Origin of the sequence: Streptomyces antioxidans, assembly GCF_000968685.2 — a bacterium.
In the GTDB taxonomy this organism is placed as follows: domain Bacteria; phylum Actinomycetota; class Actinomycetes; order Streptomycetales; family Streptomycetaceae; genus Streptomyces; species Streptomyces antioxidans.
The window spans coordinates 143,028-166,393 of record NZ_LAKD02000040.1 but is presented as its reverse complement, the minus strand read 5'-3'; the positions used below and the strand labels follow the sequence as shown (position 1 = coordinate 166,393).

The window sequence follows — 23,366 nt, the reverse complement described above, 5'->3', positions numbered from 1 at the left end:
CTGGCCGTCTTGTCCCACAGGTCATCCCAAATAAGGACGACCATGGTGCTCCAGGAAGTGACGGATCCGGAGTCGCTGTGTGTGGTGCATGGGCAGCTCGTCCAGATCCTCCGGCGAGACGAATCGCAGTTCCGTGGACTCGTCAGAGATCGCAAGTTGCCCACCAACCACCCGGGCTGTGAAGCAGACGTTGAACTGACGACGCACCTCGCCGTCCGTGTACGCGATGACGTGGCGCGGGTCGGTGTACGTGCCGACGAGACCCGTGATCTCGACGTCCAGCCCGGTCTCTTCCTTGGCCTCACGGACCGCCGTCCCTGGCAGAGAGTCGGACATCTCCATACCGCCGCCGGGGAGTGCCCAAAGATCGTTATCCCGGCGGCGCTGGAGGAGAATGCGGCCTTCCTCGTCGGTGACGACGGCGGACGCGGCGACCACCATGCTGTTCGGCTCTGGTGCGTCCGGGTCGTCGTAGTACTCGGTCCGTGCCATGGTCAGTCTTCCCCTACCAGTGTCGCGGTCGCCCACACCGCATCGAAGCTGGCGGCGTACGTGTCGAACATCCCGCCTACCCCACTTCGCCGCAGATGCCACACCGGGGCGGCAAAGGCATTCACGCCCCAGACGTGAGCATTGACCATCGCTTGGTCGTCGGCGCGGTAGATCGAGTTGTAGAGCGTCGTGGCGTGGGTCCGCACCTCGATGCCCTGTGTCCCGATGAGCGAGCGGTAGTGCATGAGGGCGAGTCGGCAGCGGGATTCGATCCCATGCCCGAACTTCTCTTCTTCGCCGCGCAGTCGGACGTTCTCACTGTCGGGGTCACCAATGGCGATACGGACCGCGCAGCCTTCGGCCGCTCGTTCCTGCAAGAGGTCGTTGAGCCGGGGGTACGCCTCGTGCAGGAAGACGGCGGCATAGACCAGGACGTCGATCTGCTCGCGGGCCTCGGAGAGCAGATCGACGAACGCGGATACCGGGATGTCGGCCCGCTGCTCGTAGAGCGCGACAAGCTCCGGACTGACCGCGCGCGCGGGACGTGGCTGTCGGAGCGATGGCCATATGGCGTGCACGTCTTCTCCCAGGAATTCGGCTGCCCGCATGGCCGTGGCACGGCGCGGCGTACGACCGCGATTCACCCAACGCTCAACGGACTTGGGATCGACTTCAGCCTTCTCCGCGAGGCTGGCGTACGTCCAGCAGCCAGCCGCCATGGCAGCGCGTAGCTTTTCGTTCGGCATCCCGAGTCTCTCCCTGCATCTGGGGACGGCACTAGGGACGTTTTACATGATGCGGGACGTCCCCAAGTGGGGTTTGGCGGTGGTTCCTACGTCCTGGGGAGCCGCCAGAGGATGCCTCCCATGGGCACCGACAAGACTCTTGAAGCAGCCGTGAACGTCGAGGAGATCAAGACGGCCATCACCCGCGCCCTGGTGACGCGGACAGTGCTGCCGCCGTACGAAGAACTGAGCAACCTACACAAGGCATTGCTGGGGCATATCCAGACGATGATGCCGCTGGCAGAGAAGCGAATCGACCGCCTGAACCGGGGCACCTTGGCCTGGTATTCGAAGCGCAGCAGGTTGAACACCATCCCGCATGAGATGGCCCAAGGGCTCGGCCCCGGCTTGCGGTCGGCTGAGTGGCACGTTCGGAGTCTGGGCTACACATGCCAATTCCTACTCAACAACTCCGGCCTTGACCAGGAGCACGACCGGTGACCTAAAGACCGGGCGGGAGCTGCTGCCCATGGGAAGGACCCGCAGCTCCCGCCCTCCTACCTCCTGGGCGCGGGGACTGCGCGGCGGACATCGCCCCGCGGATGTCACCCACCACGTCCAGGATCGGCGGATCTGCACATCCGCCGACAGTGGTCCGGCTCCCCATGCCCGTGCCCAACAGATGACCCGCGAGGCTGGGAGCCGGACCGCACAGCACAACAACCGCATACGCAAAACCGGGCTACACCCCGGCAGGCCAAGGGATAGTTCGGTGGGAAGTCCGTGATCAGGACCCTGGTGCCGGTGGTACCGGGGTGGTTGTCGTGTTCGCTTCGACACCGCCCGTTCCCAGATGAGTTCAGGGAAAGGGAGAGTGACGAGTACGAGGGAGTTACGGCGTGGTGGGCCCGATGGTTGTGGGCACCGGAGTCGCAGCGCTTACGACACGCTGGCCGTTGCTACGCGCACGACGGCTATGGCCGCAGTCGACGGACGGCCGGTCATGTAAACCGCTCTGCGTAGCCACCCCTCGACGGCTGGCAGGTTAGGCCCTGGTCCTGGCCGTGCCGCTGCGTCGGCGTGTTCGCGGTGATCGCCAGGCGCCCCGTGGGAGCTGTTCCGGGTGCTGACTGCCTCTGGGCTGCTGGTGGGGGGCGCGCTGAGTGGCGTGGGGCCCCGCTGAGGGGCAGCAGGCAGGAGCGGGCGGCGGCCACGGGCCACCTTGATCCGCGTGATCATGGACATCTACACCTGCGTCCGGCTGGACCCGCATCCCCCACCTTCGACCGTATCGGCGATGCCTTGTGTGACGGCGACGGCCCGGACGATGACGGCAGCGCGGGTGGCGCTCTGATCGCCGTTTGATCAAGGCCTGCGGCGGTTGCCGTCAACGACCGCCGTCAATAGCCAACACAAAAGGCCCCTTCCATCTCTGGAAGGGGCCTCTGAGCTGGTGCGCGCTCGGCAGGATTCGAACCTGCAACCTCTTGATCCGTAGGTTCGGGCGGGGTGCTGGTTCGGGTCTCGGTGGTGGTCCGGCCTGGTGTCCATAGCGGGCCGATGGCGGACGTCGTGTGCCGTCGTTGATGTCAACACTGATGTCAGCAGCCCCGCACATGGTGCACAGTCGCAACAGCTTTAAAGAGAGGGTAGTCAGACTAGGTACACCACTGCCCGAACCCGCTCTAGCAACCTTCGGCCACGATCATTCGGCTTTTTGCGTGCTCCGAAGGGACACGAATGGGTGCAAGCCATCCCCGGAAATACACTCAGAAAGATAATCTCTGATCAGTGGGTGCCTAAACTCCAAAGCCCCTCGGCGCGGAACCAGTAGCGAAACCCGCCTGGCTTCCTCAAGCGAAGTCTTATGACGCCGAGGAAAATAACCCGCCTTTGTCATTATTCGCCTACATTGGCCTCTCCGGATCAAATCCAATCCCCCATTCCTTAGAGCGGCAATGAAGGCGGTCGGAACTACGTAGAAGAAGGAATTAAGAAGCGGAGAGTAGAGCATTCCTTGACTGACGACAGAGGCGGAACGAAAAAAATAGAATGCCGCAGACAAGGTTACATAAGTTGCCGCAGATACGAGGATGGCGACTGTCACAGTGGAGCGAACCAGATTAGAAATCTCTCCACCTACACGATCAGGCATCTCGCTCGGGTCTAACGTCTGAGATTCACGAGCCATCTTAAGCGCAGGAAAGATTGCAAGCACGGTTAGAAAAGCCAAACATATACCGCCCAGAAAATCATCTGCCGCGCCAGACAGAACAAGCGAAATCCCCATCACTCCCTCCACAAGGAGCACCCCGAGAAGCCGCTTGGCGAATTTAAACAGGCTGCGCGCCACCGATGTCCTTCTAGCAACCGCAGGCGCCCATATGTCACCTCTAGCTACCATCCAAGCAAGGGATCCATAAGTAATCGGCACAGCAAAAGCCAAACTGAGATGAACGCTTTTAGACGGCGATTCCGGGGCGAATAGAGCCATCACAAGCCGCAGAATAAACGAGGGGACCGCAACAAACAGAAACGCCATCAGCAGCGTACGCGTCTCCGCCAATTTCTTAAACTTATTGGGGAGAAATTCCACCGGGGCGCGATCCGGGCAAAAGAGCGACCTACGCTGCTCTCTCAACCCAAGGGCCGTGAAAGCGAGCCACATTCCCGCGTCAGCCCCCCTCTTCATGCTACGCTCGGCGGAATTAACATAGGCCGCCAGGATACTCCTTCGCCTGTCACCAGATGCAGCAAAATCCGGCGAATCGCCTGCTGAGTACACAGAAATCGCTAAGCGGAGCATCAGCGGGTTGCACAGGAGTTGCCTGAGTTGGCCATCCCGACCCAGAGCGTGATTGAGGTTAGAAAGAGAATCCCCGAAGCTACCGACAAAATCGGATACTTGACGCTCGTCGATTTCATTGATCACCAAAGAGGCTTTAAGATTAAGCTTCCTCCCCGTGTCACGGTATTCATTCAGTCGACTAGCAACCACAACTTGCGTACCGGGGTTACTGGACACGAATTTATTTAGAGCAGATATACACTCGCGCCGCTCTCGGAACCTCAGTTCATCGAGACCGTCAAGGATCAGCATTAACTCGGAGTCCGTGAGCCATTGAACTAAAATTCTCTGGGGAACTCCATATGTTTCGTGAATGGACTGAACGAACCAGCGCCACATCTCCTTGCGAGGTCCAGACCACTCGGACAAATGCAGGTAGAAGGGTACAGGGCTGTGATCGCCCAACGTAGCCTGATTAATCGCCGTGTGCATAATTTTATGTAAGGCACGGGTCTTACCGGTGCCAGAGTTACCCAGTATGAGCAGCTTGCCAGACGATACTTCTAGCGCCTGATTGACATCCATGGACTCCCATCTTTCAGCCGCGAAAAGTTGGTTCATCGGATCCCGATGCAGCTGCTGTCGAGCCACATAGGAGATCCCAAACTCCATCGATGCAGGAAGATCCATACTTTCCCCGCCGCGCCAATACTCCTCCCCTCTCACCCACGCGGGCAGCACTTTAGTAATGAGCTTCCTACGAATACGCGCATCCCGCTTCTCTAGAAGCGAATCCACAACGGCCACATTGCGTACGTTGATATCGCGACCGGCCGCAAAGTAGCCAGATATATCAACGTCACCAAATGTGGTCTGAGGTGACCTGGAGTTCAGGCGGCGTCGCAAGCTGCTTAAAAAACTTATGGGTGTCAACGCCCATCAAACCTAATGTCGCGACCGGCCACATACTTGCCGCGCAGGTTAACGTCGCCATAGACCGTTCCAGCACCTTCAATATTTGTTTGTTTGGAAATACCGCCAAGGATTTCCTTCAGCGCTGCAACGCTGCTGGGATCTTCCTCCAACAACGTCAGGATTCTACTCGACAGGGCAGGTTCATCGATGACCTGGAGTTCTTCCTCACTTACAGCACGAGAAGTTAGGAACGAACGAAGTCGCAGAAAGTAAGTTCGGATCGCGGAGTCTGTGGCAGTCGCAGCATGACTTGCCACACCCGATACGTACGCTGTGGCTCCTGCATCAGCTAACGTGGTCAGATCCATACGTCTTCCCCCTGATCTGCATTTTTGTGACCGCCTACTCGGCGTAGGTCGTGCTGATTAGCCTTCGTCTAAACGTCGCCGCAGCAGTACTACCCAAGCGATGGAGGCTTAGAACATTGGGCCCGCGTCGAGGGCCCAGCCACCCCAAACGTCTGCTGCCAAGCACCGCTCTCGCGCGTCAGCGGGCACGTTCCCACCAACATCAGCCATCAGCTAATGGTTCCGGCTGACTCTCGTATCGCTATCAGACGCACCTGCGGGCCAGGGCACCCTGCATCTACCAGCCGGAATTCGCTCGGGACCAACTTGCTTGCTGGTGTTGGTACTGAGGACGGAGGAGTGCTGGGCACATCGATGACTATGCGGTCCACCAGGTCAGCAAGCAAACGTGCTACCTCGTTATCGCTGCCCTCGATGAGCACCGAGCGTGCGCCGGACTCGGTGAAGTCGCGTACGACCTTGGCTGGCTCGTCACCAAGCGGTCCAGTTGGCACACGGAACGCGTCTTCGCCGTGGCCGCCTAGCACGCCTTCCTCAATCGCCCCGTACCGCCGTATCACCAGATCGTGCGTGCGGCGGAGCTCGGTCAAGACCTGGTCGCTGTGGCCCTCGTTGATGCCAACGCTGTACGCCCAGGTGATGTGCGGCCTTCCGGTACGCAGTGAGTGGAGCCACGGGCCGAGGACGAGTAGCGCTTCCTGCTCCAGGACGCCGCGCTCTACCTCAATGCCGGCCTGCTCCAGCACCGCCGCGCCGCCCTCTCCTCGTGAGGTCGGGTCCATGACGGCTATCAGGACGCGGGACACCTTTGCGTCGATCAGTGCCTGTCGGCAGGGCGGGGTCCGGCCGTGGTGGTTGCAGGGCTCCAGGGTCACGACCGCCGTGCCGCCCTCGGCCCGCTCCCCCGCTGCGGTGAGGGCGTTCACCTCGGCGTGGTGGTCGCCCTTGCGGAGGTGGTATCCCTCGCCGACCGGTATGCCGTCGCGGTCGAGGATGACGCATCCGACGGGTGGGTTGGGGCTCGTCGTTCCGAGGCCCTGGGCAGAGATCGCGATTGCTCGCCGCATGGCTGTCAGTTCGTTCGGCGTGGCCATCAGAACCCCGCATTCTCCTTGACTGCGTCGAGTAGGTCCCGCACAGCGGGAACATTACTCGCCGCCGCGAGAGCGTTGACCGCCGCGACCGCCTCTTGCAGAGTGCGGCCGGAACCTGAGCCGCGGGCCATGTCGAGAACCGCTGCGGCCTCGGCGGCGGCCTGCTCGTACTCATGGATTCCCACGTAGGCCATGGCAAGCCGTGCCTGGGCGAATCCACGGTCGCGCTGATAGACGTCCGGGAGATCCGTCAATGCGGTTTGGAAGGTGGAGACCGCCCGGTCCGGCCGGGAGAGGTTGAGCCAGCAATTCGCGCGCTGGATTTCGATATAGCTGGAGTTGCAGAAATCTCCGTGCCCGGATCGGGCGTCACCGGAGGATTCGGCGAGGGCGGCGAACTCATGGGCCTCGTCCAGCTTCCGGTGACAGGCGACCTCGTCCCCGTCGAGCGCAAGTCCCTGCGCCTCCTGCTGGATGGCGGCAGCCTTCATCGGCCGGGAGAGCGCTCGTTCGTGGCGCTGCACGGCCTGGGCGAGTCCGATTGCCTGGCCTGCGTTCTTCTTCCCCGCCGCAAGCTGGCTGCGACGGAACAGGGTCCACGAGAGCATGGCTTCGTCTCCGGCCTCCATGGCCCATTCCATGGCACGGCTCGTCCATGTCTCCGCGCTGGACACGTCCATGGAGTCCTCGTGGAGCCATGCGGCGGACTCGGCGTACTGGGCCGAGAGCTTCAGCAGTTCCTGACGGTGCTCGCCCCTGCTGTCCTCCAGAAGACCTTGCAACATGTCGAGCTGCTGATGGACTCCCGCGAGGGCGTGACGCGGGCCGAAGAGGTTGTCGGCCCTGACCAGGGTGTGCCACATGTCGCGGAAGTGCTCGATCGCTGCTTCGCCTCGTCCGGCGGGGAGTCGGTGTGGTCTGGTGGGCTTGGGGCTCACGATTTCAGCGGAAGCGTTGACGGCACGGAGGGGTCCGCTTCCTTGCAGGGCGACACCAATTGCGTGCCCCAGAAGGGCTCGGCGGTTTATCGGCACGATCTGCTCCCTTCCATCGACGTACACCGAAACCAGAACGATTTCGGGTAGCGCAGCCGCGTCCGCCGAATTCGAGGGGTCCACGTGCACAATCGGCAGACCAGGAATCGCCCCCGTTGTGGGTACGGACGGGGGTTCGTTCGGGCCCTCTGGGCTACTGCGAGCGTAAGCCTGGTTCTGGGCAGTGGCGGCCGGTGACGGGGTACCCTCCCACGGCCGCTCGGGCAGGTCGAGCATGTGGCCGGGAATGCCCAGTCCATCAGCGATGCGTTCCATGACGGCGACGCTGCGAATACCCCGATCACCTCGGATGACGTCGCCGACACGCGCGCTGGTCATCTTGGTGACGGCGGCGGCGATCGCCGCGTAGCTCGCTGGGGCTCGGCGGTTGACGAGACGGAAGATCTCCCCGAAGTCCCTTCGCCTACACGCCCGTTTCATGTCCTCGCTGTGGAGCAACCGGTCCGGGATGGTGAGGGGGTATCCGCTGCGCCTGCCTTCACGTTCACTCATCGGCCGCTCACGAGGTGTAGGGACGTGCGTAACGTCCAAAGTAGATCGCGCCGACTATTGAGGTACCCCATTTCACCGCACGGGGTACCCCGTTGCCGATCCCAATCGAGTCACCTCACCTGCAGTCTTATGGCCATGAAGCCAGAGCTGACAGGCCCGGATGGACGCGTGGTGGTGAGGCGTTGGACCCGCCACCCCCGCTGTGTCGCCCTGGCCCGAGCCGACTTGCGCAAGGCTCTGGCTGGTTGGGGGCTGGTCGCGGTCGAAGAGGTCGCGCTGTTGGTGCTGTCTGAACTGATAACGAACGTCGTGCGCCATGCACGGGTGCCGGGGCGCCAGATCGAGACGCGCTATCTGCACCAGGGCGACAAGGTGCGGCTCGAGGTTCACGACGCGGCCGACCAGTTGCCCAAGCTGAGGACTCCGACCCCCGAATCGGTACGCGGCCGAGGGCTGGTCCTGGTGGAGACGCTCGCTGATCAGTGGGGCGTCACCCCACGGCCAGCGGTGGGCAAGGCGGTCTGGGCGGTCCTCGCACTTCCTGCCGACGAACGGGCCTCACTGGCCAGTGGAGAGCGTAGAGAGGGGCAGTCGTGACGACCGCCGGAAACTCCGTTATACGGCAGGGCGATTGGACCCTGTGGACCCTGAGCACAGACGTCACCGGGAGTCCTCCGATCTTGGAGGCCGAATGCACGACGTGTGACAACTCATCCGGGGCGACTGAAGAGGCCAAGCAGTCGGAGGTGTGGTGCCTGCGTCACGCGAACCAGACAGGCCACACGGGATTCCGGATGATCATCACGAGCTTCTTCCGCGCGTCCACGGCGAACGTGGGCTCTTCCGCGACGGCTGCGCGAGGCCGAACGGCGACGCCTGACGCGTAGCCCCTCAAGGCTGGGCGGGGGTCGCAGTCGTGGAGGGACCGGCGGCCCCCGCCCTCAACAACTTCAGACCTGAAGCCGGACCACCCTCCCCGCAGAGTGATCGTTCCAAGTGCTGATGTCACCACATACGCAAGAGGCCCCTTCCGATGACCGGAAGGGGCCTCTGAGCTGCTGCGCGCTCGGCAGGATTCGAACCTGCAACCTCTTGATCCGTAGTCAAGTGCTCTATCCGTTAAGCTACGAGCGCTTGGCTTCCCGGCGGTTTTTCTGGCCGGTCGGCGTTGCGGGAACAACATTACATGACCTGCGCCGTCAGGCGAAATCCGTTTCCTCCACCCCCACCGACCTGCGAAAACTCGATTTTCAGGGGCTCGTGGAGTCGTCCTCGTGAAGCCCCCGCAAGCTCGCCTTCGCATCGCGAGGTGCTTGTCAGGGGGAGGGGCGATACTACGGAGAGTTACATGGCGATCGCCTTGCGTTGTTCCCGCCCAGTCGTGCCGCTGCACGATCATCCTCGGTGGGCCTGGAAACGACACAGGGGCTCGCGTCGTAGACACGAGCCCCTGGCCGGAGAGCGGAGGCTGAGGGATTTGAACCCTCGATGGGCTTTAAGACCCAAACCGCATTAGCAGTGCGGCGCCATAGACCAGACTAGGCGAAGCCTCCAACACACTGGTCGCTCGCGCGAGCGCGAGGTGGTGTGTGCAGATGATGTCACAGCCCAGTGGGATGTCACCAATCGCGGACTACGGTACTCGGCGGGCGGGGCCCATCGCAAAGCCCTCATAGGAGGGGTGGGGGCGCACGGCCCGTACGGCGGAGCGCGCGCCGTACGGGAAAGGGGAGCCCTTACCGGCGGGGAGCCCTTACCGCGAGCACAGCCCCTTACGGCGGAGCAACGTGCTCGGCGGCGGCGCGTTAGACGGGGCGGGGGCAGCGCGCCCCCTACTGATCACACCAGGAGTGCCCCCATGCCCCTGCTGCACCGCCTCGCCGTCACCGCCGCGCTGACGACCGCCGCCACCGCGGGTGCGCTGGCCCCCGCCGCGGCCACGCCGCTGCCGCTGCCCCTGCCGTTCGACGGGGAGAGCGCCGACCGGCTGATGATCACCGTGAGTGAGACCGGTGAGGCCAACGACGCCGCGACCTTTCTGCTGAGCTGCCACCCGACCGGCGGCACGCATCCCCGGGCGCGGGCCGCGTGTGCGCAGCTGGACTCGCAGACCGCGTGGGGCCGGGATCCGTTCGCGCCGGTGGCGCCCGACGCGATGTGCACCAGGCAGTACGGCGGGCCGGCCACGGCTCGGGTGACCGGGCACTGGGCGGGGCGTCCCGTCAACGCCCGGTTCAACCGCACCGACGGGTGTGAAATCGCCCGGTGGAATCGGTTCTCCGTCGTTTTGCGCACGCCTGGGAGCTGACCTGGGGATTGGCAGGGAGTGGGAGGAGACGGGCCGGTGAAGTTTGTCCGGGCGTGCGTCGAGACGCGTACGTCGCGCTGCGACCTCCCTCTCATCCGCCGTCGCGTCCGGCGCTGGTGCCCGTAGACTCCCCTAGAGACACTCCGCAGATGGGACGGCAAAATGACCGCGGGTGTCAGCAAGGTGCGGTAGTCAGGGAGGAAGCGTCGTCGTGAGCAGCAGGCCATCCCGAGGCGCTGCTCGCCTCGCGGCGATACTCGACGCCCTCCCGGACGCGCTGTTGCTGGTCAACTGCAACGGCACGATCGTCAACGCCAACCACCACGCGCTGGAGTCCTTCGAGACTCCGGGCACCGCCCTGGTCGGCCGTGGTCTGCTCGATCTGCTCCCCTCCTTCGATCCCAATCGCATTCCCGGGTCGATGCGACGCCCCGACGCGGCACAGGGGGACGGCAGCAAGCCGACCCGGATGATGGCCCGGCGCACCGACGGGACGCAGTTCCCCGTCGAGGTGACCAGCGCGAATCTGGAGGACGGGCGGACTCCTTACGCCGATCAGTACAGCTACACCGGCGATGAGCTGCTGATGCTCATCGTGCGCGACCTGACCGGGACGCTCGACACCGAGGCCGAACTCGCCCGTCAGCAGCGCCAGACCGAGATGATCCTGCGCGCGGCGGCGGAGGGCGTGGTCGGCGTGGACACCGAGGGCAAGGTGGTCCTCGTCAACCCGTCCGCCGCGCAGATCCTCGGCTACCGGGCCAGCGACATGGGCGGTCAGGAGCTTCACTCTCTTGTACACCACTCGCGCCCGGACGGTTCCCCCTTCCCGTACGAGGAATCACCGCTCGCCGACACCCTGCGTTCCGGCCGCAAGCACCGGGTGCGCGGCCAGGTGCTGTGGGCGAAGGACGGAAGCCAGGTCCCGGTCGATCTGACCACCGCGCCCGTCCGCGACGGCGACCAATTCGTGGGCGCCGTGCTGACCTTCACCGACCGGCGCACCGAGAAGACCATGGCGGCCAAGCACGCCGAGGAGGTCGAGAGCCTCACCAACCGGCACGCCGAGGAGGTCGAGAGGCTCACCACCCAGCACACGGAGGAGGTCGAGAGGCTCACCGCCCAGCGCACCGAGGAGCTGGAGGGGCTGACCACCCAGCACACGAAGGCGCTGGAGGAGCTGCGGACGCGGCTCACCGAGGAGCGCGCGCGGTACGCGGCACAACTGGAGTCCGTCACCGCCCGGAACGGCCAGCTGCTCGCCGTGCTGGACCAGTCGCTGCGCGGACCGCTGCTACAGCTGCGCAGTGAGCTCGGCGTGCTCGCCGACGACCCGGCCGGGCAGCTGTGGCCCGAGGCCAACCAGATCCTGCACCACCTCGCCGCCGGTTACACCCGGATGACCACGCTCGTCGACAACGTCCTGAGCTATCAGCGGCTCGACTCCAGCGGCGAGGAACTGGCCCGCCGTACGGTCTCCATGGACGAGGTCGTATCGGCCGGTGTCGAGGGCGCGGTCGAGCTGATCGGGCCGGGGCGCGCGCAGTTCGCCGTGCACGCCCCGCCGATCGACGCCGAAGTGGACGCGGAACGGCTCGCCCAGGCGCTCGCCCATCTGATCGCAGACGTCGCCGGGGTCGACTCCACCGGCAACGCCGCCTCGGGCGCCGCCGCGGGCGACTCGACGATCGTGGTCGCGGCGGCGCAGCGCGGCGATGTCGTACGGATCGAGGTCCGCGGGCCGTACGCGGGCGGCGACCCGGTGCACGAGCCGATCGTGCGCGGGATCGTGCGCCTGCACGGGGGCGTGCTCCAGACCCACGAGATGCCGGGCATGGGCGGGCACGCGTACGTCCTGGAGGTGCCGATCTCGGCGGCGGCGGCCGCCGAGCAGGAGCGCATGAACGGCGCCGCCGCCGGACAGGGCGGCGGTACGCGGGGGCAGGGCACCTCGGGTGCGGGTACTGGCGCGGGTACGGGTACGGGTGCCGGTGCGGGGACGGGCACGGCGGGCGGCGACGCCTCCGGCCAGCAGACCCCGACCGGACGCCGCGCCCGGCACGGGGCGGCCCCCAGCGATGCGCCGGGCGACACCAGCGGCGGCGGCACACAGGGCAACGGCACCCACGGCAACGGCGCTCAGGGCGGCGGCACACAGGGCGGTGCGCCTCCGCCCGACCTCCGTAAGGCCGACCCGCATACCGCCGACCCGCGTACGGCTGATCCCCGTACGGTCGACCCGCGCACCGCCGCTCAGCCGGGCGCCCCAGGGACGGTACCCGGCGCCCCCGCGCCCGCCGCGCTGCCCGCGGTCATCGGCGAGAACGCCGCGGCCCAGCAGCAGAACGCGGCCGGGCCCGCGAACCCGCCGCGCCCCACCGGGCGGCGCAGGGCGCGCCCCCACCCGGACGAGGACCCGGCGGCTGCCGCCGCGAACCCCGGCCAGAACGCCGAGGGAGCCGCGACCGGCAGCCATCGCCACGCCCGCGGCGGCGCACCGGAAGCGGCCGGTCCGCAACCGACGGCCGGTCCGCAGCCGACGGGCCCCGCCGCCATGGGCGTTGTGCCGCCTCAGGGCATTCCGGCCCAGCAGCAGCCCCAGGGCCGCCGCGCCCGGCGCGGCGCCCCGGCGCAGGAGCAGGGCGGCCCCCAGGCCGCCGGCGCCCCCGCCCCCGCGCAGGGCGCGGGCGGCCGACCTGCCCTCGCCCTGCCCGCCGCCCCCTCCGACTCGCCGCAGCAGCCCGCCCAGCCGGGCGCTTCGGGCATGCCCGCGCTGCCCGCCGCGCGCACCCCCGAGCAACAGCCCAACTGGGGCCAGGACCCCAACGGCGACCAACCACAAGAAGCCCCACCCACCGGACGCCGCCGCGCCCGCCGCGCACTGGGCGAGGCCCCAGAACAGCCAACACCCGACCAGGCCCAAGCCCAGGCCCCCGGCCAGCCGCAACCGCAGCCTCAACAGCCCCAACCGCAGCCCGCGGGGGATCCCGGCCTCGTACGCTCCCCCTTCGCGCTGCCCCCGGCCGCCGCCGACCGGGCGCAGCCCGGCGCCCTGCCGCCCGAGCTCGGCCCGGCCGGGCTCGTCCCCGCGCAGCACGGCCCCCGCGACGCGCGGGGCGCCGCGCCCCAGCAGCAGGGCGGGGGCCTGGCCGTACGGGGCGAGCCCGTACCGCCCAACGGCGCGGCGCCCGGCGGCTGGCCGTCCGACCCTGGTCAGGGGCAGGCCCAGGACCCGCGTCGGCCCCAGCCACAGGCCCAGGGCCCCCAGCCCGCCGCTTCGGGCATGCCCGCGCTGCCCCCCGCGCGCACCCCCGAGCAACAGCCCAACTGGGGCCAGGACCCCAACGGCGACCAACCACAAGAAGCCCCACCCACCGGACGCCGCCGCGCCCGCCGCGCACTGGGCGAGGCCCCGGAACAGCCAACACCCGACCAGGCCCAAGCCCAGGCCGGTCCGCGGCCCGCGGAGACCAGTGGGCACCCACCCGCCCAGCAACTGGCGCAGCAACCGTCACAGTGGCCCGACGCCCCCGCGCAGCCCCGCCCGCAGCCGCTGCCCGCCGAGGCCCCGCCGAGCGCCGACACCACCCAGGGGCGCGCGATCAGCGTGCGCACCCTGGGCCAAGGGGTGCCGTTCGCCCAGCAGGTGGGGGAGCAGCCCCAGGGCCAGCCCGCTCAAGGCCAGCCGCAAGGACGCCCGCCGCAGGGTCAGCAGCAGACGCCCTCCGGAGGCACCAGCACAGGGGGCGGCAGGCGGCGCAAGCTGGCCGCCCGGCCCGAGATGACGGACCAGGGCGCCCCGGCCGAACTCCAACCGGCGGGCAACCGGGCGCATCCGCACACCGGACCGCAGCAGCCGCGGCCCGGTCCGCAGACCGGCGCGCAGCCCCGCCCCCAGCCCATGCCGGGGGCGCAGCCGCAGCGTGCGGTGGGTCCGTCGCAGGGCTCCGGCCGTACGTTCGCCATCGGCGCGCCGGACGAGGGCGCCGAGGGGCCTGAGCCGCTGGACGGGCCGAACGGCGCCGTCGAGATCGTCGACGACCGCACCCCACCGCCCGACGACGAGCTGCCGCCTGAGCCGCTGGACAACCCGCGCCGCCTCCTGGTGTGGCCCGCGCCGGACATGTCCACCCAGCAGGCGCTGAGCGACCGCGGCTACCGGCCGGTGATCGTGAACTCCCGTGAGGAGGTGGACGCGCAGATCGCCGCGTACCCGGCGGCGCTGTTCGTCGACCCGCTGACCGGGCCGATCACCCGGACCGCGCTGCAGTCGCTGCGTACGGCGGCGGTCGCCGCCGAGGTGCCGGTCCTGGTGACCGCTGGGCTCGGCCAGGCGACGCGCGAGGCGGCGTACGGCGCCGACCCGGCCGTCCTGCTCAAGGCGCTCGCGCCGCGCGACAGCGAGCAGCATCCGTCGCGCGTGCTGCTGATCGAGGAGCACGAGCCGATCGCCATGGCGCTGACGGCGACGCTCGAGCGGCGCGGGATGCAGGTCGCCCGCGCGGCGACGGACGCGGACGCGGTCTCACTGGCGGCCCAGATGCGGCCGAACCTGGTGGTGATGGACCTGATGCAGGTACGCCGCCGCCGGGCCGGGATCGTCGACTGGCTGCGCGGCAACGGACTGCTCAACCGCACCCCACTGGTCGTCTACACCTCCGCGGACATCGACCCGGCGAACCTGTCCCGGCTGGCCTCGGGCGAGACGGTGCTGTTCCTCGCGGAGCGCTCGACGAGCGCGGAGGTGCAGGCGCGCATCGTGGACCTGCTGGCCAAGATCGGCACGAACTGACGCCTGCGGCCCGTAAAGGCGCCTGTGGCCCTTAAGGGGACGCTCGCCGCGCGTACGGAGACCGCAGCCGCCGTACGGAAACCACGGGGCCGCCGTACGGAGACCGTAGCCGCCGTACGGAAACCACGGCCGTCGTAAGGAGACCGCGGCAGCCGTAAGGACACACCCGCCTCCTTACGGTGGCCGCGTTGCCGAAGCGCCCGGCCGCGTTTGCCAACACGCCCCCGCGGCGTTGCCAACACGCCCCGCCGCGTTGCCCACGCGCCCCCGGACGCCCCCGCCATTCCTCAGCCCAGCGTGGTCACATCCAGGTCCCCGTCCGCGTACTGCTTCCGGATGACCTTCTTGTCGAACTTCCCCACGCTCGTCTTCGGCACCGCCGGAATCAGCGCCCAGTGCTCGGGCAGCTGCCAGCGCGCGACCCGTTCGGCGAGATAGGCCCGCAGTTCCTCGTAGCCGACCGTGGCACCGTCCGTCAGGACCACCGTGGCCAGCGGTCGCTCGCCCCACTTCTCGTCCGGCACGGCCACCACCGCCGCCTCGGCGACCTCCGGATGGCCCATCAGCTGGTTCTCCAGCTCGACCGAGGAGATCCACTCGCCGCCGGACTTGATGACGTCCTTGGCGCGGTCCGTCAGCGTCAGATAGCAGTCGGGGCTGATGGTGCCGATGTCGCCGGTCTTCAGCCAGCCGTCCTCGGTGAACTTGTCCTCGGGGCGGAACGGCTCGCCGTCCGCCCCTCCGTAGTACGCGCCCGCGATCCACGGACCGCGCACCTCCAGCTCACCCGGCGTCTTCCCGTCCCACGGCACGAGTTCGCCGTCCGCCGAGATCAACCGGCACTCGACGGACGACGGGAAGCGGCCCTGCGACAGCCGGTACGGCCAGGCGTCCTCCGCCGGGAGACCGCCCGGCGGATGGGCCACGGAGCCGAGCGGCGAGGTCTCGGTCATGCCCCAGGCAAGGACGACGTGGATGCCGTGGCGCTCCCCGTACGCCTTCATCAGGGAGGGCGGGCAGGCCGCGCCGCCGATGAAGACGTTCCGCAGACAGCTCACCTCACGCGGCCTCGCGTCGAGTTCGGCGAGCAGCCCCTGCCAGACGGTGGGGACGGCGGCGGCGAGGGTGGGACGCTCGCGTTCGATCATCTCGGCGAGCGGCTCGGGCTGGAGGAAGCGGTCGGGCATGAGTATCGAGGCGCCCGCCATGAAGGCGGCGTGCGGGGTGCCCCACGCGTTGGCGTGGAACATGGGCACCACCGGCAGCAGGATGTCGCCCCCGGCCATGCCGAATGACTCGGCGGTGTTGACCTGCATCGAGTGCAGATAGATGGAGCGGTGGCTGTAGGCGACGCCCTTGGGGTGCCCGGTCGTCCCCGAGGTGTAGCAGAGGGCCGCGGCCTGGCGCTCGTCGATCTCCGGCCAGGCGTAGCGCTGCGGGCGCCCCTCGATCAGCTCCTCGTACTCATGGACCCGGGCGGCGCAGCCGTCCAGGACGGAGCGGTCGCCGGGGCCCGCGACCACGATGTGCTTCACGGTGGTCAGGGCGGGGAGGAGCGGGGCGAGCAGCGGCAGCACGGAGCCGTTGACGATGATCACGCGGTCGGCGGCGTGGTTCACGATCCAGCCGAGCTGATCGGATGGCAGCCGGAGGTTGAGGGTGTGCAGTACGGCGCCCATGGAGGGCACCGCGAGATACGCCTCAAGGTGCTCGCAGTTGTTCCACATCAGGGTGGCCACGGCCTGCCCCGGCTCGACCCCGAGCTCGTCGCGCAGCGCGTTCGCCAACTGGGTCGACCGCACCCCCACCTCGTGGAAGCTGCGCCGCTGGGGCTCGCCCTCTCCGGTCCAGGTGGTCACCTGGGCCGTGCGGCCGTGCACGAGGGTGCCGTGGACGAGGATGCGGGTCACGGTCAGCGGTACGTCCTGCATCGTGCTGAGCACCGGGGCGCCTCCAGGTTCCGGTTACGCGCGGGTTTGAGGTGCCGCCGATTCTGCAGCCGACCAGCTGGTATGTCACTACCCCCGGACCCCGTCGGTCCCTGTCGGTTCCTGTCGGTCCCCCTCGGTCTCCCTCGGTTCCCCTGGCGCTTCGCCGGTCGGCCGCCATAGGCCGCCATCGCGTGCCGGTCGGGCGATCATGCCGCGTGGCCGAGCTCCGGATCCTCGCGGAGCTTGCCGAGGGCGCGCGAGACCGCGCTCTTGACGGTGCCGACGGACACCCCGAGCACCTCCGCCGTCTGCGCCTCGCTCAGGTCCTCGTAATACCTGAGGACGACCATCGCCCGCTGACGGTCAGGCAGCCGCAGTACGGCCCGCCACAGCGCGTCGCGGAGCACCTGCCGTTCTGCGGGGTCCGGCGCGGGCACCGTCTCGCGCTCGGGCAGCTCCTCGCAGACGAATTCGTCGATCTTGCGCTTGCGCCACTGCGAGGTCCTGGTGTTGACCAGGGCGCGCCGCACATAGCCGTCCAGCGCGTTGTGGTCCTCGATGCGCTCCCACGCCAGATAGGTCTTGGCCAGCGCGGTCTGCAGCAGATCCTCGGCGTCGCACGCGTTGGAGGTCAGCGAGCGGGCGGTGCGCAGCAGCACGGGCCCCCGCGCCCGTACGTACGAAGTGAACGACGGGAACGCGGCGGCGGATACGCCTGTGCACACGGTCGTGGTCATGGCTCAACGCTAGGAGCGAGCAGGTCGGAGCGGATCGGCCATAAGTGCCGAAGGGCAATCAGCCTCAGGTTGTACGGGTGGTGCTGGCACCACCTCCTGCGGGGGGAGGGGGCGGTCAGCGGGTCAGGGTTCTTCCCGAGGGCGTCCCACGGGCTTCCCGAGGGCGGCCTACGGGCTTCCCGAGGGCGATCCGCCGGTGCTCAGTTGATGATCGCGACCGGCGCGTCCACCTTGTTGCGGTCGATGCGCAGCGTCCGGCCGCCGTGGGTCACATCGACGTTGCCCCGGTACTGGTGGATGCGGCGGTGCGGATTCCACGCGCTCTTGGCCAGCCGCTTCTCCCCGGACAGCGACGGCTTCCCGCTCCAGCGCGCGAACCACATCACGGAGGGCAGGTCATGGACCCCGGCCCGGCGGACCTGCTCCATATGGCGCACCCCGGACTCGGCGCTGCTGTAGAAGCCGGGGAAGAAGCCGCGCGAGCGGACCTCGCGGTTCCAGCCACGGATGAACGAGAGCGTCTTGGCGGCGCAGCTCGTGCGCTTCAGGTCGTACGCCTCCATGTCGAGGTAGAGCGCGCTGCGCTTCTTCAGGGACAGCGCCTTGGCGCGCGCCACCGCGTCCTTGCCCTCCGTCTGCCCCTGGGCGAACGGCTTGCCGCCGATGGGCACGTGCTTCTTGTTGGCGCTGCGGACGCAGGGCGACTGGGATCCGACGAAGATGGGCAGCACGTGCCACTTCATCTTCTTGACGCCGCGCATCCAGGAGACGGTGAGGTTGGGCTGGCTGGCGCAGGCCCGGCCGCGGCCCGCGTAGTAGACGCCGACGGCGCGGTATCGGGAGCTGTTCCACGCGCGCAGGGTGGCGAGGGACGGCGCATGGCAGGTGTCGAGGGCCCAGCCCTTGAAGACCTTGGCGCCCAGGGGGCGGGGGTCGGGCAGGGCCTCCGCCGAGGTGGCGGGGGTGGCACCGGCGACCGCGGTGGCCAGGGCCGCGGCCAGTCCGGCGGCCCAGCGCGTGACCTGCCAGCCGCCTCCGCTGTGCTGACGCCTATCTCTGCTACCTCTGCCGTACTTACGTCGGGTCATATGACAAGTGAAGGTGCACCTCGGCGGCCCGATACCGCCGACACGCGCGCGTGGCAGCCGTCTGCGCCGAGGAGAAGCCCGGATGTCGGTACCCCGGTGCCCGCGGTGACCAGGGCGCGGGCGGCCCCCGGCACCTGGTTGACGGAGCTGCCGCGGATCTGGCGGACGGCCTCGGCGATCCCGTTCATCCCGTGCAGATAGGCCTCACCGAGCTGACCGCCGTGGGTATTGAGCGGCAGCGCGTCCCCGGCCACGAATCCGGCCGCCTCACCGCGCCCGCAGAAGCCGAACTCCTCCAGCTGCATCAGTACGAATGGCGTGAAGTGGTCGTAGAGGATGGCCACGTCGATGTCGGCCGGGGTCAGCCCGCTGGCGCGCCACAGCTGACCGGCGACCACCCCCATCTCGGGGAGTCCGGTCAGATCGTCGCGGTAGAAGCTCGTCATCTGCTCCTGGCCACGGCCCGCGCCCTGCGCCGCCGCCGTGATCACCGCGGGCGGGCGCGGCAGGTCACGCGCGCGCTCCACGCTGGTCACCACGATCGCCTGGCCGCCGTCCGTCTCCTGACAGCAGTCGAGCAGCCGCAGCGGCTCGACGATCCAGCGGGAGGCGGCGTGCTCGGCGAGGGTGATCGGCTTGCCGTGGAAGTACGCGGCCGGGTTGGTGGCGGCGTGGCGGCGGTCGGTGACGGCGACATGGCCGAAAACCTCGGGTTTCAGCCCATAGGCATACAGATAGCGCTGGGCGGCCATGGCGACCCACGAGGCCGGGGTCAGCAGCCCGAACGGCAGCGACCAGCCGAGCGCGGCGCCCTCGGCGGACGGCTCGCGGTGCTCTACGCCGGAGCCGAAGCGGCGCCCGGAGCGCTCGTTGAACGCGCGGTAGCAGACGACGACCTCGGCGACGCCGGTCGCGACGGCGAGCGCTGCCTGCTGCACGGTGGCGCAGGCCGCGCCGCCGCCGTAGTGGACGCGCGAGAAGAAGGTGAGATCGCCGATGCCACATGCCTGCGCCACGGTGATCTCGGGGCTGGTGTCCATGGTGAAGGTGACCAGGCCGTCCACGTCGGCCGGGGCGAGTCCGGCGTCGTCCAGGGCCGCCTGGACGGCCTCGACGGCCAGCTTCAGCTCGCTGCGGCCCGAGTCCTTGGAGAACTCGGTGGCGCCGATGCCGACGATGGCGGCCCGGCCGCCCAGGGTGTCCGGCTTGCGGGCGCTCATCGGGGGGTGTCCGGGGTGGTGGCGGTCCTTGGGGCGTCGGTCCGTGGGGCGTCGATGGCTCCCGGGGCGTCGGTCCGTGAGGCGTCGGTGGTTCCCGGGGCGTCGCTGGGGAGCTGCACCGTGACCGTGCCGGTCACATGGTGGCCGATGCCGTTCTTACCGATGACGGCGACCTCCGCCGTGCCCTCCGCGACCGAGGTGATCTGGCCGGTCAGCACCATCTCATCGCCCGGGTAGTTGGGCGCTCCGAGCCGGATGGCGACCTTACGGAGCCGGGCCCGCGGCCCGAAGTGATCGGTGATGTACCGGCCGACCAGCCCATTGGTGGTGAGGATGTTCATGAAGATGTCCGGGGAGCCCTTCTCCCTGGCCGCCTCGGCGTCGTGGTGCACATCCTGGTAGTCCCGGGACGCGAGGGCGCCCGCGACGATCAGGGTCCGGGTGATCGGGATGCGCAACGGGGGCAGCTCATCGCCCGTACGCGCCGTCATACGACCGCCTCCTCGCGTCATCGGTCACGCCTCCGCACCCCGGAACACCGGCAGCTCCAGCTCCTCGTCCACACGCAGGAACTCCAGCTCGACGGGCATGCCGATGCGCACCTTGTCGTACGGCACCCCGGTGATGCCGCTGACCATCCGCACGCCCTCCGCGAGCTCGATCAGGGCGACCGCGTAGGGCGGGTCGAAGGCGGGGAAGGGCGGATGGTGCATGACCACATAGCTGAACACCGTGCCGGTGCCGGACGCCTCGAACGCCTCCCACCGCAGGGAGCCGCACGCGCCGCACCCCGGCAGCCAGGGGAAACGCGGAGTGGCGCAGTCCAGGCAGCGCTGGATGAGCAGCTGGTGCCGGGCGACGCCTTCCCAGAAACCGGCGTTGTCGCGGTTGATGACGGGGCGGGGGCGGCGGGCAGGGTCAGCCGTAAGCCCCGGCTTTGGCGCCGGTTCCGGCTTTGGCGCGTTCTTGGGTCGGGCGGGTGCGTACTTGAGGATGCGGAAGCGGTGGGTGCCGACCAGCTCCCCGTCCCCGGCGCGGACGTTCATGCGGGTGGTGACGAAGTACCCGGTGCCCAGCCTGGTGGTCTTGCGCGGTGACACCGACTCGATGACCGCGTCGAAGGTGACCCGGTCGCCGGGGCGCAGCGGTCGCGGGTACTCCTGCTCGCAGTCGGTGGCCACCACCGAGGTGCAGCCCACGTCGTCGAGCAGCGCCAGCAGCTCGTCGTACGCCTCAGAGCGGGCCGAACCGCCGGGGTGCCCGGCCAGCCCGCCCATCGTCCACGCCTGGAGCATCGTGGGCGGCGCGACGGCCGGATAGGCGGGGTTGGTGTCGCCCATCGCCTCGCACCAGTGCCTGATCATGGGCTCGTTGACGGGGTCCCTGCCCGTGCCGCCGCTCGCGGCCGTCCGCCCCTCGTACGCCTTCAGCCGTCCGTACAGCTCGTCCGGATCAACGTCCAGGTCATCACGTGTCATCGCTTCCCCTGCCGCATGTCTGCCGTAGAAAGCAATCTGACTATCCGTCAGATAAATCGACGCTGTCAAGAACGTACGCCGAAGCACGGGGGCACCACGCACGGTCGCGCGATGGCGTTGCTACGCCATCGCGCGACCGTACGACCTCACCCGTCCCGTTTCGCTCAATGAATCACCACGGCTCACTCAGATCGATCGGACATCGCACCGCTTCGGCGTTTCCCTTACGCGCGCTCGCGATGGTGGCGACCTGCCCCCATGCGAGCGGGGCAGATTCCGGGGACCGCCGTGCGAGCGGGACGGATACCGGGAACCGCGCCCCGCCCTGGACGCGGCGAACGGTGGCACGGCGAAGGTGCGGCCGGGGCCCGTGCGGATGCCCGCCATCTCGATTCCTCCGATCCTCCGACTCCCGCGATGACCTCCCCGAGGCCCCGAAGGAGCGCGGAGGGTCGCGGAAGGTCGCGGAAGCAGAGTTGCCCACCGATTCCCGGACGATGCGTGCGGACCACTGGAATTACCACGCAAGCATGATGAACCTGTTTTAAACACCCCATGCACCCCCACTCCCCGCATCGCGCCGGTGCGCCCGGCGCACCGCCTCACCCGGCCGTGGGGCGAGCCTCACGAGAGGCTCCGTTCCACATCATTTCGGCCATCCTCGGCGACTTGCCGAGCCCTCTTCCCATTACCGAACACTTGTCCGAAAATGGGTGACATGGCGAATCCCGCACTCGCCCATGCCCTCGCCCACGCCCTGACCGCCGCGGCCCACGGTTTCCGCGTGATCCCGCTGACCCGCGCGAAGCTGCCCGCCGTGCGCTCCCCTCACCACCACGACCCGGCGCCGTTGCCATGCCGTGGCGAATGCGGCCGCCTGGGCCACGGAGTCCATGACGCCTCGGCAGACCCGGACGGGATCCGCGCCCTGTTCGCGGCCGCCCCCTGGGCCACCGGCTATGGCATCGCCTGCGGATGCGCTCCGTACCACCTCATCGGCCTCGACCTCGATCTCAGGAGAGTGCGGCCCGGTATGCCGGGAGCGCCCGGCAGTCCCCAGGGATCCGGGGGAACGAGCGACAAGGACGCCGGGGTCGAGGGGCCCGAGAGGGCCGGGGCGGCCCGGGCGGTCGGGGTGACCGAGCGGGCCGGAACGGCCAAGGCAGTCAGGACAGCCAAGGCAGACGGAACGGCCAAGCCGGGCAGGACGGCCGGGAGTCCCGATGCCAACCGTAAGGACCACACGGACGGTCTGGCCGCCCTCGCCGGGCTGGCCCGCGAGCATGGCTTCGCCATCCCCCGTACGGTCACCGTGCTCACCCCGAGCGGCGGGCGCCATCTGTGGCTGTGCGGCCCACCGGGCCTCGCCGTCCCCAACTCCGCCGGACGGCTGGCCCCCGGCATCGACATCCGTGGGCTGGGCGGCTATCTCGTCGGCCCGGGCTCGTACGCCTCGCACGGCAGCTATCGCCTCGCGCCCGGCTCCCCCGCGTGGGCCCCGGCCCCGGTCCCGTCCGCCCTGTTGCGCCTGCTCACGCCGTCGCGCCCGGCGCAGGACCGCTCGTACCGCCCCGGCCCGTCGTTCCCCGAGCCGCATCCCGCGGCCCTGGAAGGGCTCGTACGGTTCGTCCGCGCCTCACGGGAGGGCCAGCGCAACGACCGGCTGTTCTGGGCCGCCTGCCGCGCCTACGAGACGGGCGCGGGGCCGGAGTTGGCCCCCGCGCTGATCGAGGCCGCGCTGGACACCGGCCTGCCCGCGCGCGAGGCCCGCGCCACGGTGGCCTCCGCGGCCCGCAGCGCCGCCCGCCACCTCCAGCCCCCGGACGCGTGTGCCTGACGCCCGGCCTGACGCCAGGCGGGACCCCCGGGCCGGATGAACGGAG

At 68.5% G+C, this 23,366-nt stretch carries 18 protein-coding genes and 2 tRNA genes; 6 read left to right on the top strand and 14 right to left on the bottom strand.

From position 1 onward, the window contains the following. Positions 1–21: 21 nt before the first annotated feature. Positions 22–492, bottom strand: a complete 471-nt coding sequence (locus tag VT50_RS16845; RefSeq protein ID WP_046085223.1) for an NUDIX domain-containing protein — start codon at positions 490–492, stop codon at positions 22–24. Positions 493–494: 2 nt separating this feature from the next. Next, positions 495–1,238: a helix-turn-helix transcriptional regulator gene (locus VT50_RS16840; protein WP_046085224.1), complete on the bottom strand. Its 744-nt coding sequence runs from the start codon at positions 1,236–1,238 to the stop codon at positions 495–497. A gap of 120 nt (positions 1,239–1,358) precedes the next feature. Between VT50_RS16840 and VT50_RS16835 the strand changes: the two genes are divergently transcribed. Continuing rightward, positions 1,359–1,718, top strand: a complete 360-nt coding sequence (locus VT50_RS16835) for a DUF6415 family natural product biosynthesis protein (RefSeq protein WP_107424819.1) — start codon at positions 1,359–1,361, stop codon at positions 1,716–1,718. A gap of 1,204 nt (positions 1,719–2,922) precedes the next feature. Here VT50_RS16835 and VT50_RS16830 read toward each other — a convergent pair. The 4 genes from VT50_RS16830 to VT50_RS39985 all read right to left on the bottom strand — a co-directional run bounded on the left by VT50_RS16830 (position 2,923) and on the right by VT50_RS39985 (position 7,929). Further along, positions 2,923–4,938 carry an NACHT domain-containing protein gene (locus VT50_RS16830; protein ID WP_143645229.1) on the bottom strand — a complete coding sequence of 672 codons (2,016 nt, stop codon included), beginning with the start codon at positions 4,936–4,938 and terminating at the stop codon, positions 2,923–2,925. Continuing rightward, a complete protein-coding gene (locus VT50_RS39025) occupies positions 4,935–5,288 on the bottom strand; it encodes a hypothetical protein (RefSeq protein ID WP_143645228.1) in 354 nt (117 codons plus the stop codon). The genes VT50_RS16830 and VT50_RS39025 overlap by 4 nt, the downstream gene beginning before the upstream one ends. 209 nt (positions 5,289–5,497) lie before the next feature. Continuing rightward, positions 5,498–6,382, bottom strand: a complete 885-nt coding sequence (gene ribD / locus VT50_RS16825; protein ID WP_053048475.1) for a bifunctional diaminohydroxyphosphoribosylaminopyrimidine deaminase/5-amino-6-(5-phosphoribosylamino)uracil reductase RibD — start codon at positions 6,380–6,382, stop codon at positions 5,498–5,500. Beyond that, a complete protein-coding gene (locus tag VT50_RS39985) occupies positions 6,382–7,929 on the bottom strand; it encodes an NsdA family TPR-like regulatory protein (protein WP_206269420.1) in 1,548 nt (515 codons plus the stop codon). Before VT50_RS39985 ends, ribD begins: the two co-directional genes overlap by 1 nt. 135 nt (positions 7,930–8,064) lie before the next feature. Between VT50_RS39985 and VT50_RS16815 the strand changes: the two genes are divergently transcribed. Then, positions 8,065–8,526, top strand: coding sequence for an ATP-binding protein (locus VT50_RS16815; protein ID WP_063893203.1), 462 nt, complete (start codon positions 8,065–8,067; stop codon positions 8,524–8,526). Continuing rightward, complete coding sequence (locus tag VT50_RS41560; protein WP_476714161.1) at positions 8,523–8,816, top strand: DUF7848 domain-containing protein; 294 nt, start codon at positions 8,523–8,525, stop codon at positions 8,814–8,816. Before VT50_RS16815 ends, VT50_RS41560 begins: the two co-directional genes overlap by 4 nt. A 174-nt stretch (positions 8,817–8,990) precedes the next feature. On the opposite strand, the gene VT50_RS16805 is transcribed toward VT50_RS41560, so the two are convergent. Together VT50_RS16805 and VT50_RS16800 are read right to left on the bottom strand one after the other, a co-directional pair. After that, positions 8,991–9,063, bottom strand: a tRNA-Arg gene (locus tag VT50_RS16805). 328 nt (positions 9,064–9,391) lie between these two features. Next, positions 9,392–9,482, bottom strand: a tRNA-Ser gene (locus tag VT50_RS16800). A gap of 305 nt (positions 9,483–9,787) precedes the next feature. Here VT50_RS16800 and VT50_RS16795 point away from each other — a divergent pair. Both VT50_RS16795 and VT50_RS16790 read left to right on the top strand, forming a co-directional pair. Continuing rightward, positions 9,788–10,237 (top strand): SSI family serine proteinase inhibitor, encoded by a 450-nt coding sequence (locus tag VT50_RS16795; protein ID WP_046085227.1) that lies wholly within the window; start codon positions 9,788–9,790, stop codon positions 10,235–10,237. A gap of 211 nt (positions 10,238–10,448) precedes the next feature. Then, a complete protein-coding gene (locus VT50_RS16790; RefSeq protein WP_046085228.1) occupies positions 10,449–15,029 on the top strand; it encodes a hybrid sensor histidine kinase/response regulator in 4,581 nt (1,526 codons plus the stop codon). A 287-nt stretch (positions 15,030–15,316) separates the two neighbouring features. On the opposite strand, the gene VT50_RS16785 is transcribed toward VT50_RS16790, so the two are convergent. The 6 genes from VT50_RS16785 to VT50_RS16760 all read right to left on the bottom strand — a co-directional run bounded on the left by VT50_RS16785 (position 15,317) and on the right by VT50_RS16760 (position 21,483). After that, entirely contained in the window at positions 15,317–16,972 is a 1,656-nt protein-coding gene (locus VT50_RS16785) for a long-chain fatty acid--CoA ligase (RefSeq protein ID WP_046085229.1), read from the bottom strand. Between the two features lie 194 nt (positions 16,973–17,166). Further along, positions 17,167–17,697 carry a SigE family RNA polymerase sigma factor gene (locus VT50_RS16780; protein ID WP_046085230.1) on the bottom strand — a complete coding sequence of 177 codons (531 nt, stop codon included), beginning with the start codon at positions 17,695–17,697 and terminating at the stop codon, positions 17,167–17,169. 200 nt (positions 17,698–17,897) lie between these two features. After that, the gene (locus VT50_RS16775; protein WP_046085231.1) at positions 17,898–18,785 is read right to left on the bottom strand and encodes a DUF1906 domain-containing protein; all 888 of its coding nucleotides are present in this window, start codon (positions 18,783–18,785) and stop codon (positions 17,898–17,900) included. Beyond that, positions 18,782–20,005 carry a lipid-transfer protein gene (locus VT50_RS16770; protein WP_046085232.1) on the bottom strand — a complete coding sequence of 408 codons (1,224 nt, stop codon included), beginning with the start codon at positions 20,003–20,005 and terminating at the stop codon, positions 18,782–18,784. Before VT50_RS16770 ends, VT50_RS16775 begins: the two co-directional genes overlap by 4 nt. After that, positions 20,002–20,496, bottom strand: a complete 495-nt coding sequence (locus VT50_RS16765) for a MaoC family dehydratase (protein WP_046085233.1) — start codon at positions 20,494–20,496, stop codon at positions 20,002–20,004. The genes VT50_RS16770 and VT50_RS16765 overlap by 4 nt, the downstream gene beginning before the upstream one ends. 24 nt (positions 20,497–20,520) lie before the next feature. Then, positions 20,521–21,483 carry a bifunctional MaoC family dehydratase N-terminal/OB-fold nucleic acid binding domain-containing protein gene (locus VT50_RS16760; RefSeq protein ID WP_046085234.1) on the bottom strand — a complete coding sequence of 321 codons (963 nt, stop codon included), beginning with the start codon at positions 21,481–21,483 and terminating at the stop codon, positions 20,521–20,523. Between the two features lie 718 nt (positions 21,484–22,201). Between VT50_RS16760 and VT50_RS16755 the strand changes: the two genes are divergently transcribed. Beyond that, positions 22,202–23,320 carry a bifunctional DNA primase/polymerase gene (locus tag VT50_RS16755; RefSeq protein ID WP_063893205.1) on the top strand — a complete coding sequence of 373 codons (1,119 nt, stop codon included), beginning with the start codon at positions 22,202–22,204 and terminating at the stop codon, positions 23,318–23,320. Positions 23,321–23,366 lie beyond the last annotated feature (46 nt).

Excerpts from the sequence above, each read along its gene's own strand:
- VT50_RS16845 (WP_046085223.1), bottom strand. The coding sequence starts at position 492 with ATGGCACGGACCGAGTACTACGACGACCCGGACGCACCAGAGCCGAAC.
- VT50_RS16760 (WP_046085234.1), bottom strand. The coding sequence starts at position 21,483 with ATGACACGTGATGACCTGGACGTTGATCCGGACGAGCTGTACGGACGG.
- VT50_RS39985 (WP_206269420.1), bottom strand. The coding sequence starts at position 7,929 with ATGAGTGAACGTGAAGGCAGGCGCAGCGGATACCCCCTCACCATCCCG.
- ribD (WP_053048475.1), bottom strand. The coding sequence starts at position 6,382 with ATGGCCACGCCGAACGAACTGACAGCCATGCGGCGAGCAATCGCGATC.
- VT50_RS16840 (WP_046085224.1), bottom strand. The coding sequence starts at position 1,238 with ATGCCGAACGAAAAGCTACGCGCTGCCATGGCGGCTGGCTGCTGGACG.
- VT50_RS16770 (WP_046085232.1), bottom strand. The coding sequence starts at position 20,005 with ATGAGCGCCCGCAAGCCGGACACCCTGGGCGGCCGGGCCGCCATCGTC.
- VT50_RS16775 (WP_046085231.1), bottom strand. The coding sequence starts at position 18,785 with ATGACCCGACGTAAGTACGGCAGAGGTAGCAGAGATAGGCGTCAGCAC.
- VT50_RS16795 (WP_046085227.1), top strand. The coding sequence starts at position 9,788 with ATGCCCCTGCTGCACCGCCTCGCCGTCACCGCCGCGCTGACGACCGCC.
- VT50_RS16765 (WP_046085233.1), bottom strand. The coding sequence starts at position 20,496 with ATGACGGCGCGTACGGGCGATGAGCTGCCCCCGTTGCGCATCCCGATC.
- VT50_RS16835 (WP_107424819.1), top strand. The coding sequence starts at position 1,359 with ATGGGCACCGACAAGACTCTTGAAGCAGCCGTGAACGTCGAGGAGATC.
- VT50_RS16755 (WP_063893205.1), top strand. The coding sequence starts at position 22,202 with ATGGCGAATCCCGCACTCGCCCATGCCCTCGCCCACGCCCTGACCGCC.
- VT50_RS39025 (WP_143645228.1), bottom strand. The coding sequence starts at position 5,288 with ATGGATCTGACCACGTTAGCTGATGCAGGAGCCACAGCGTACGTATCG.
- VT50_RS16780 (WP_046085230.1), bottom strand. The coding sequence starts at position 17,697 with ATGACCACGACCGTGTGCACAGGCGTATCCGCCGCCGCGTTCCCGTCG.
- VT50_RS16815 (WP_063893203.1), top strand. The coding sequence starts at position 8,065 with ATGAAGCCAGAGCTGACAGGCCCGGATGGACGCGTGGTGGTGAGGCGT.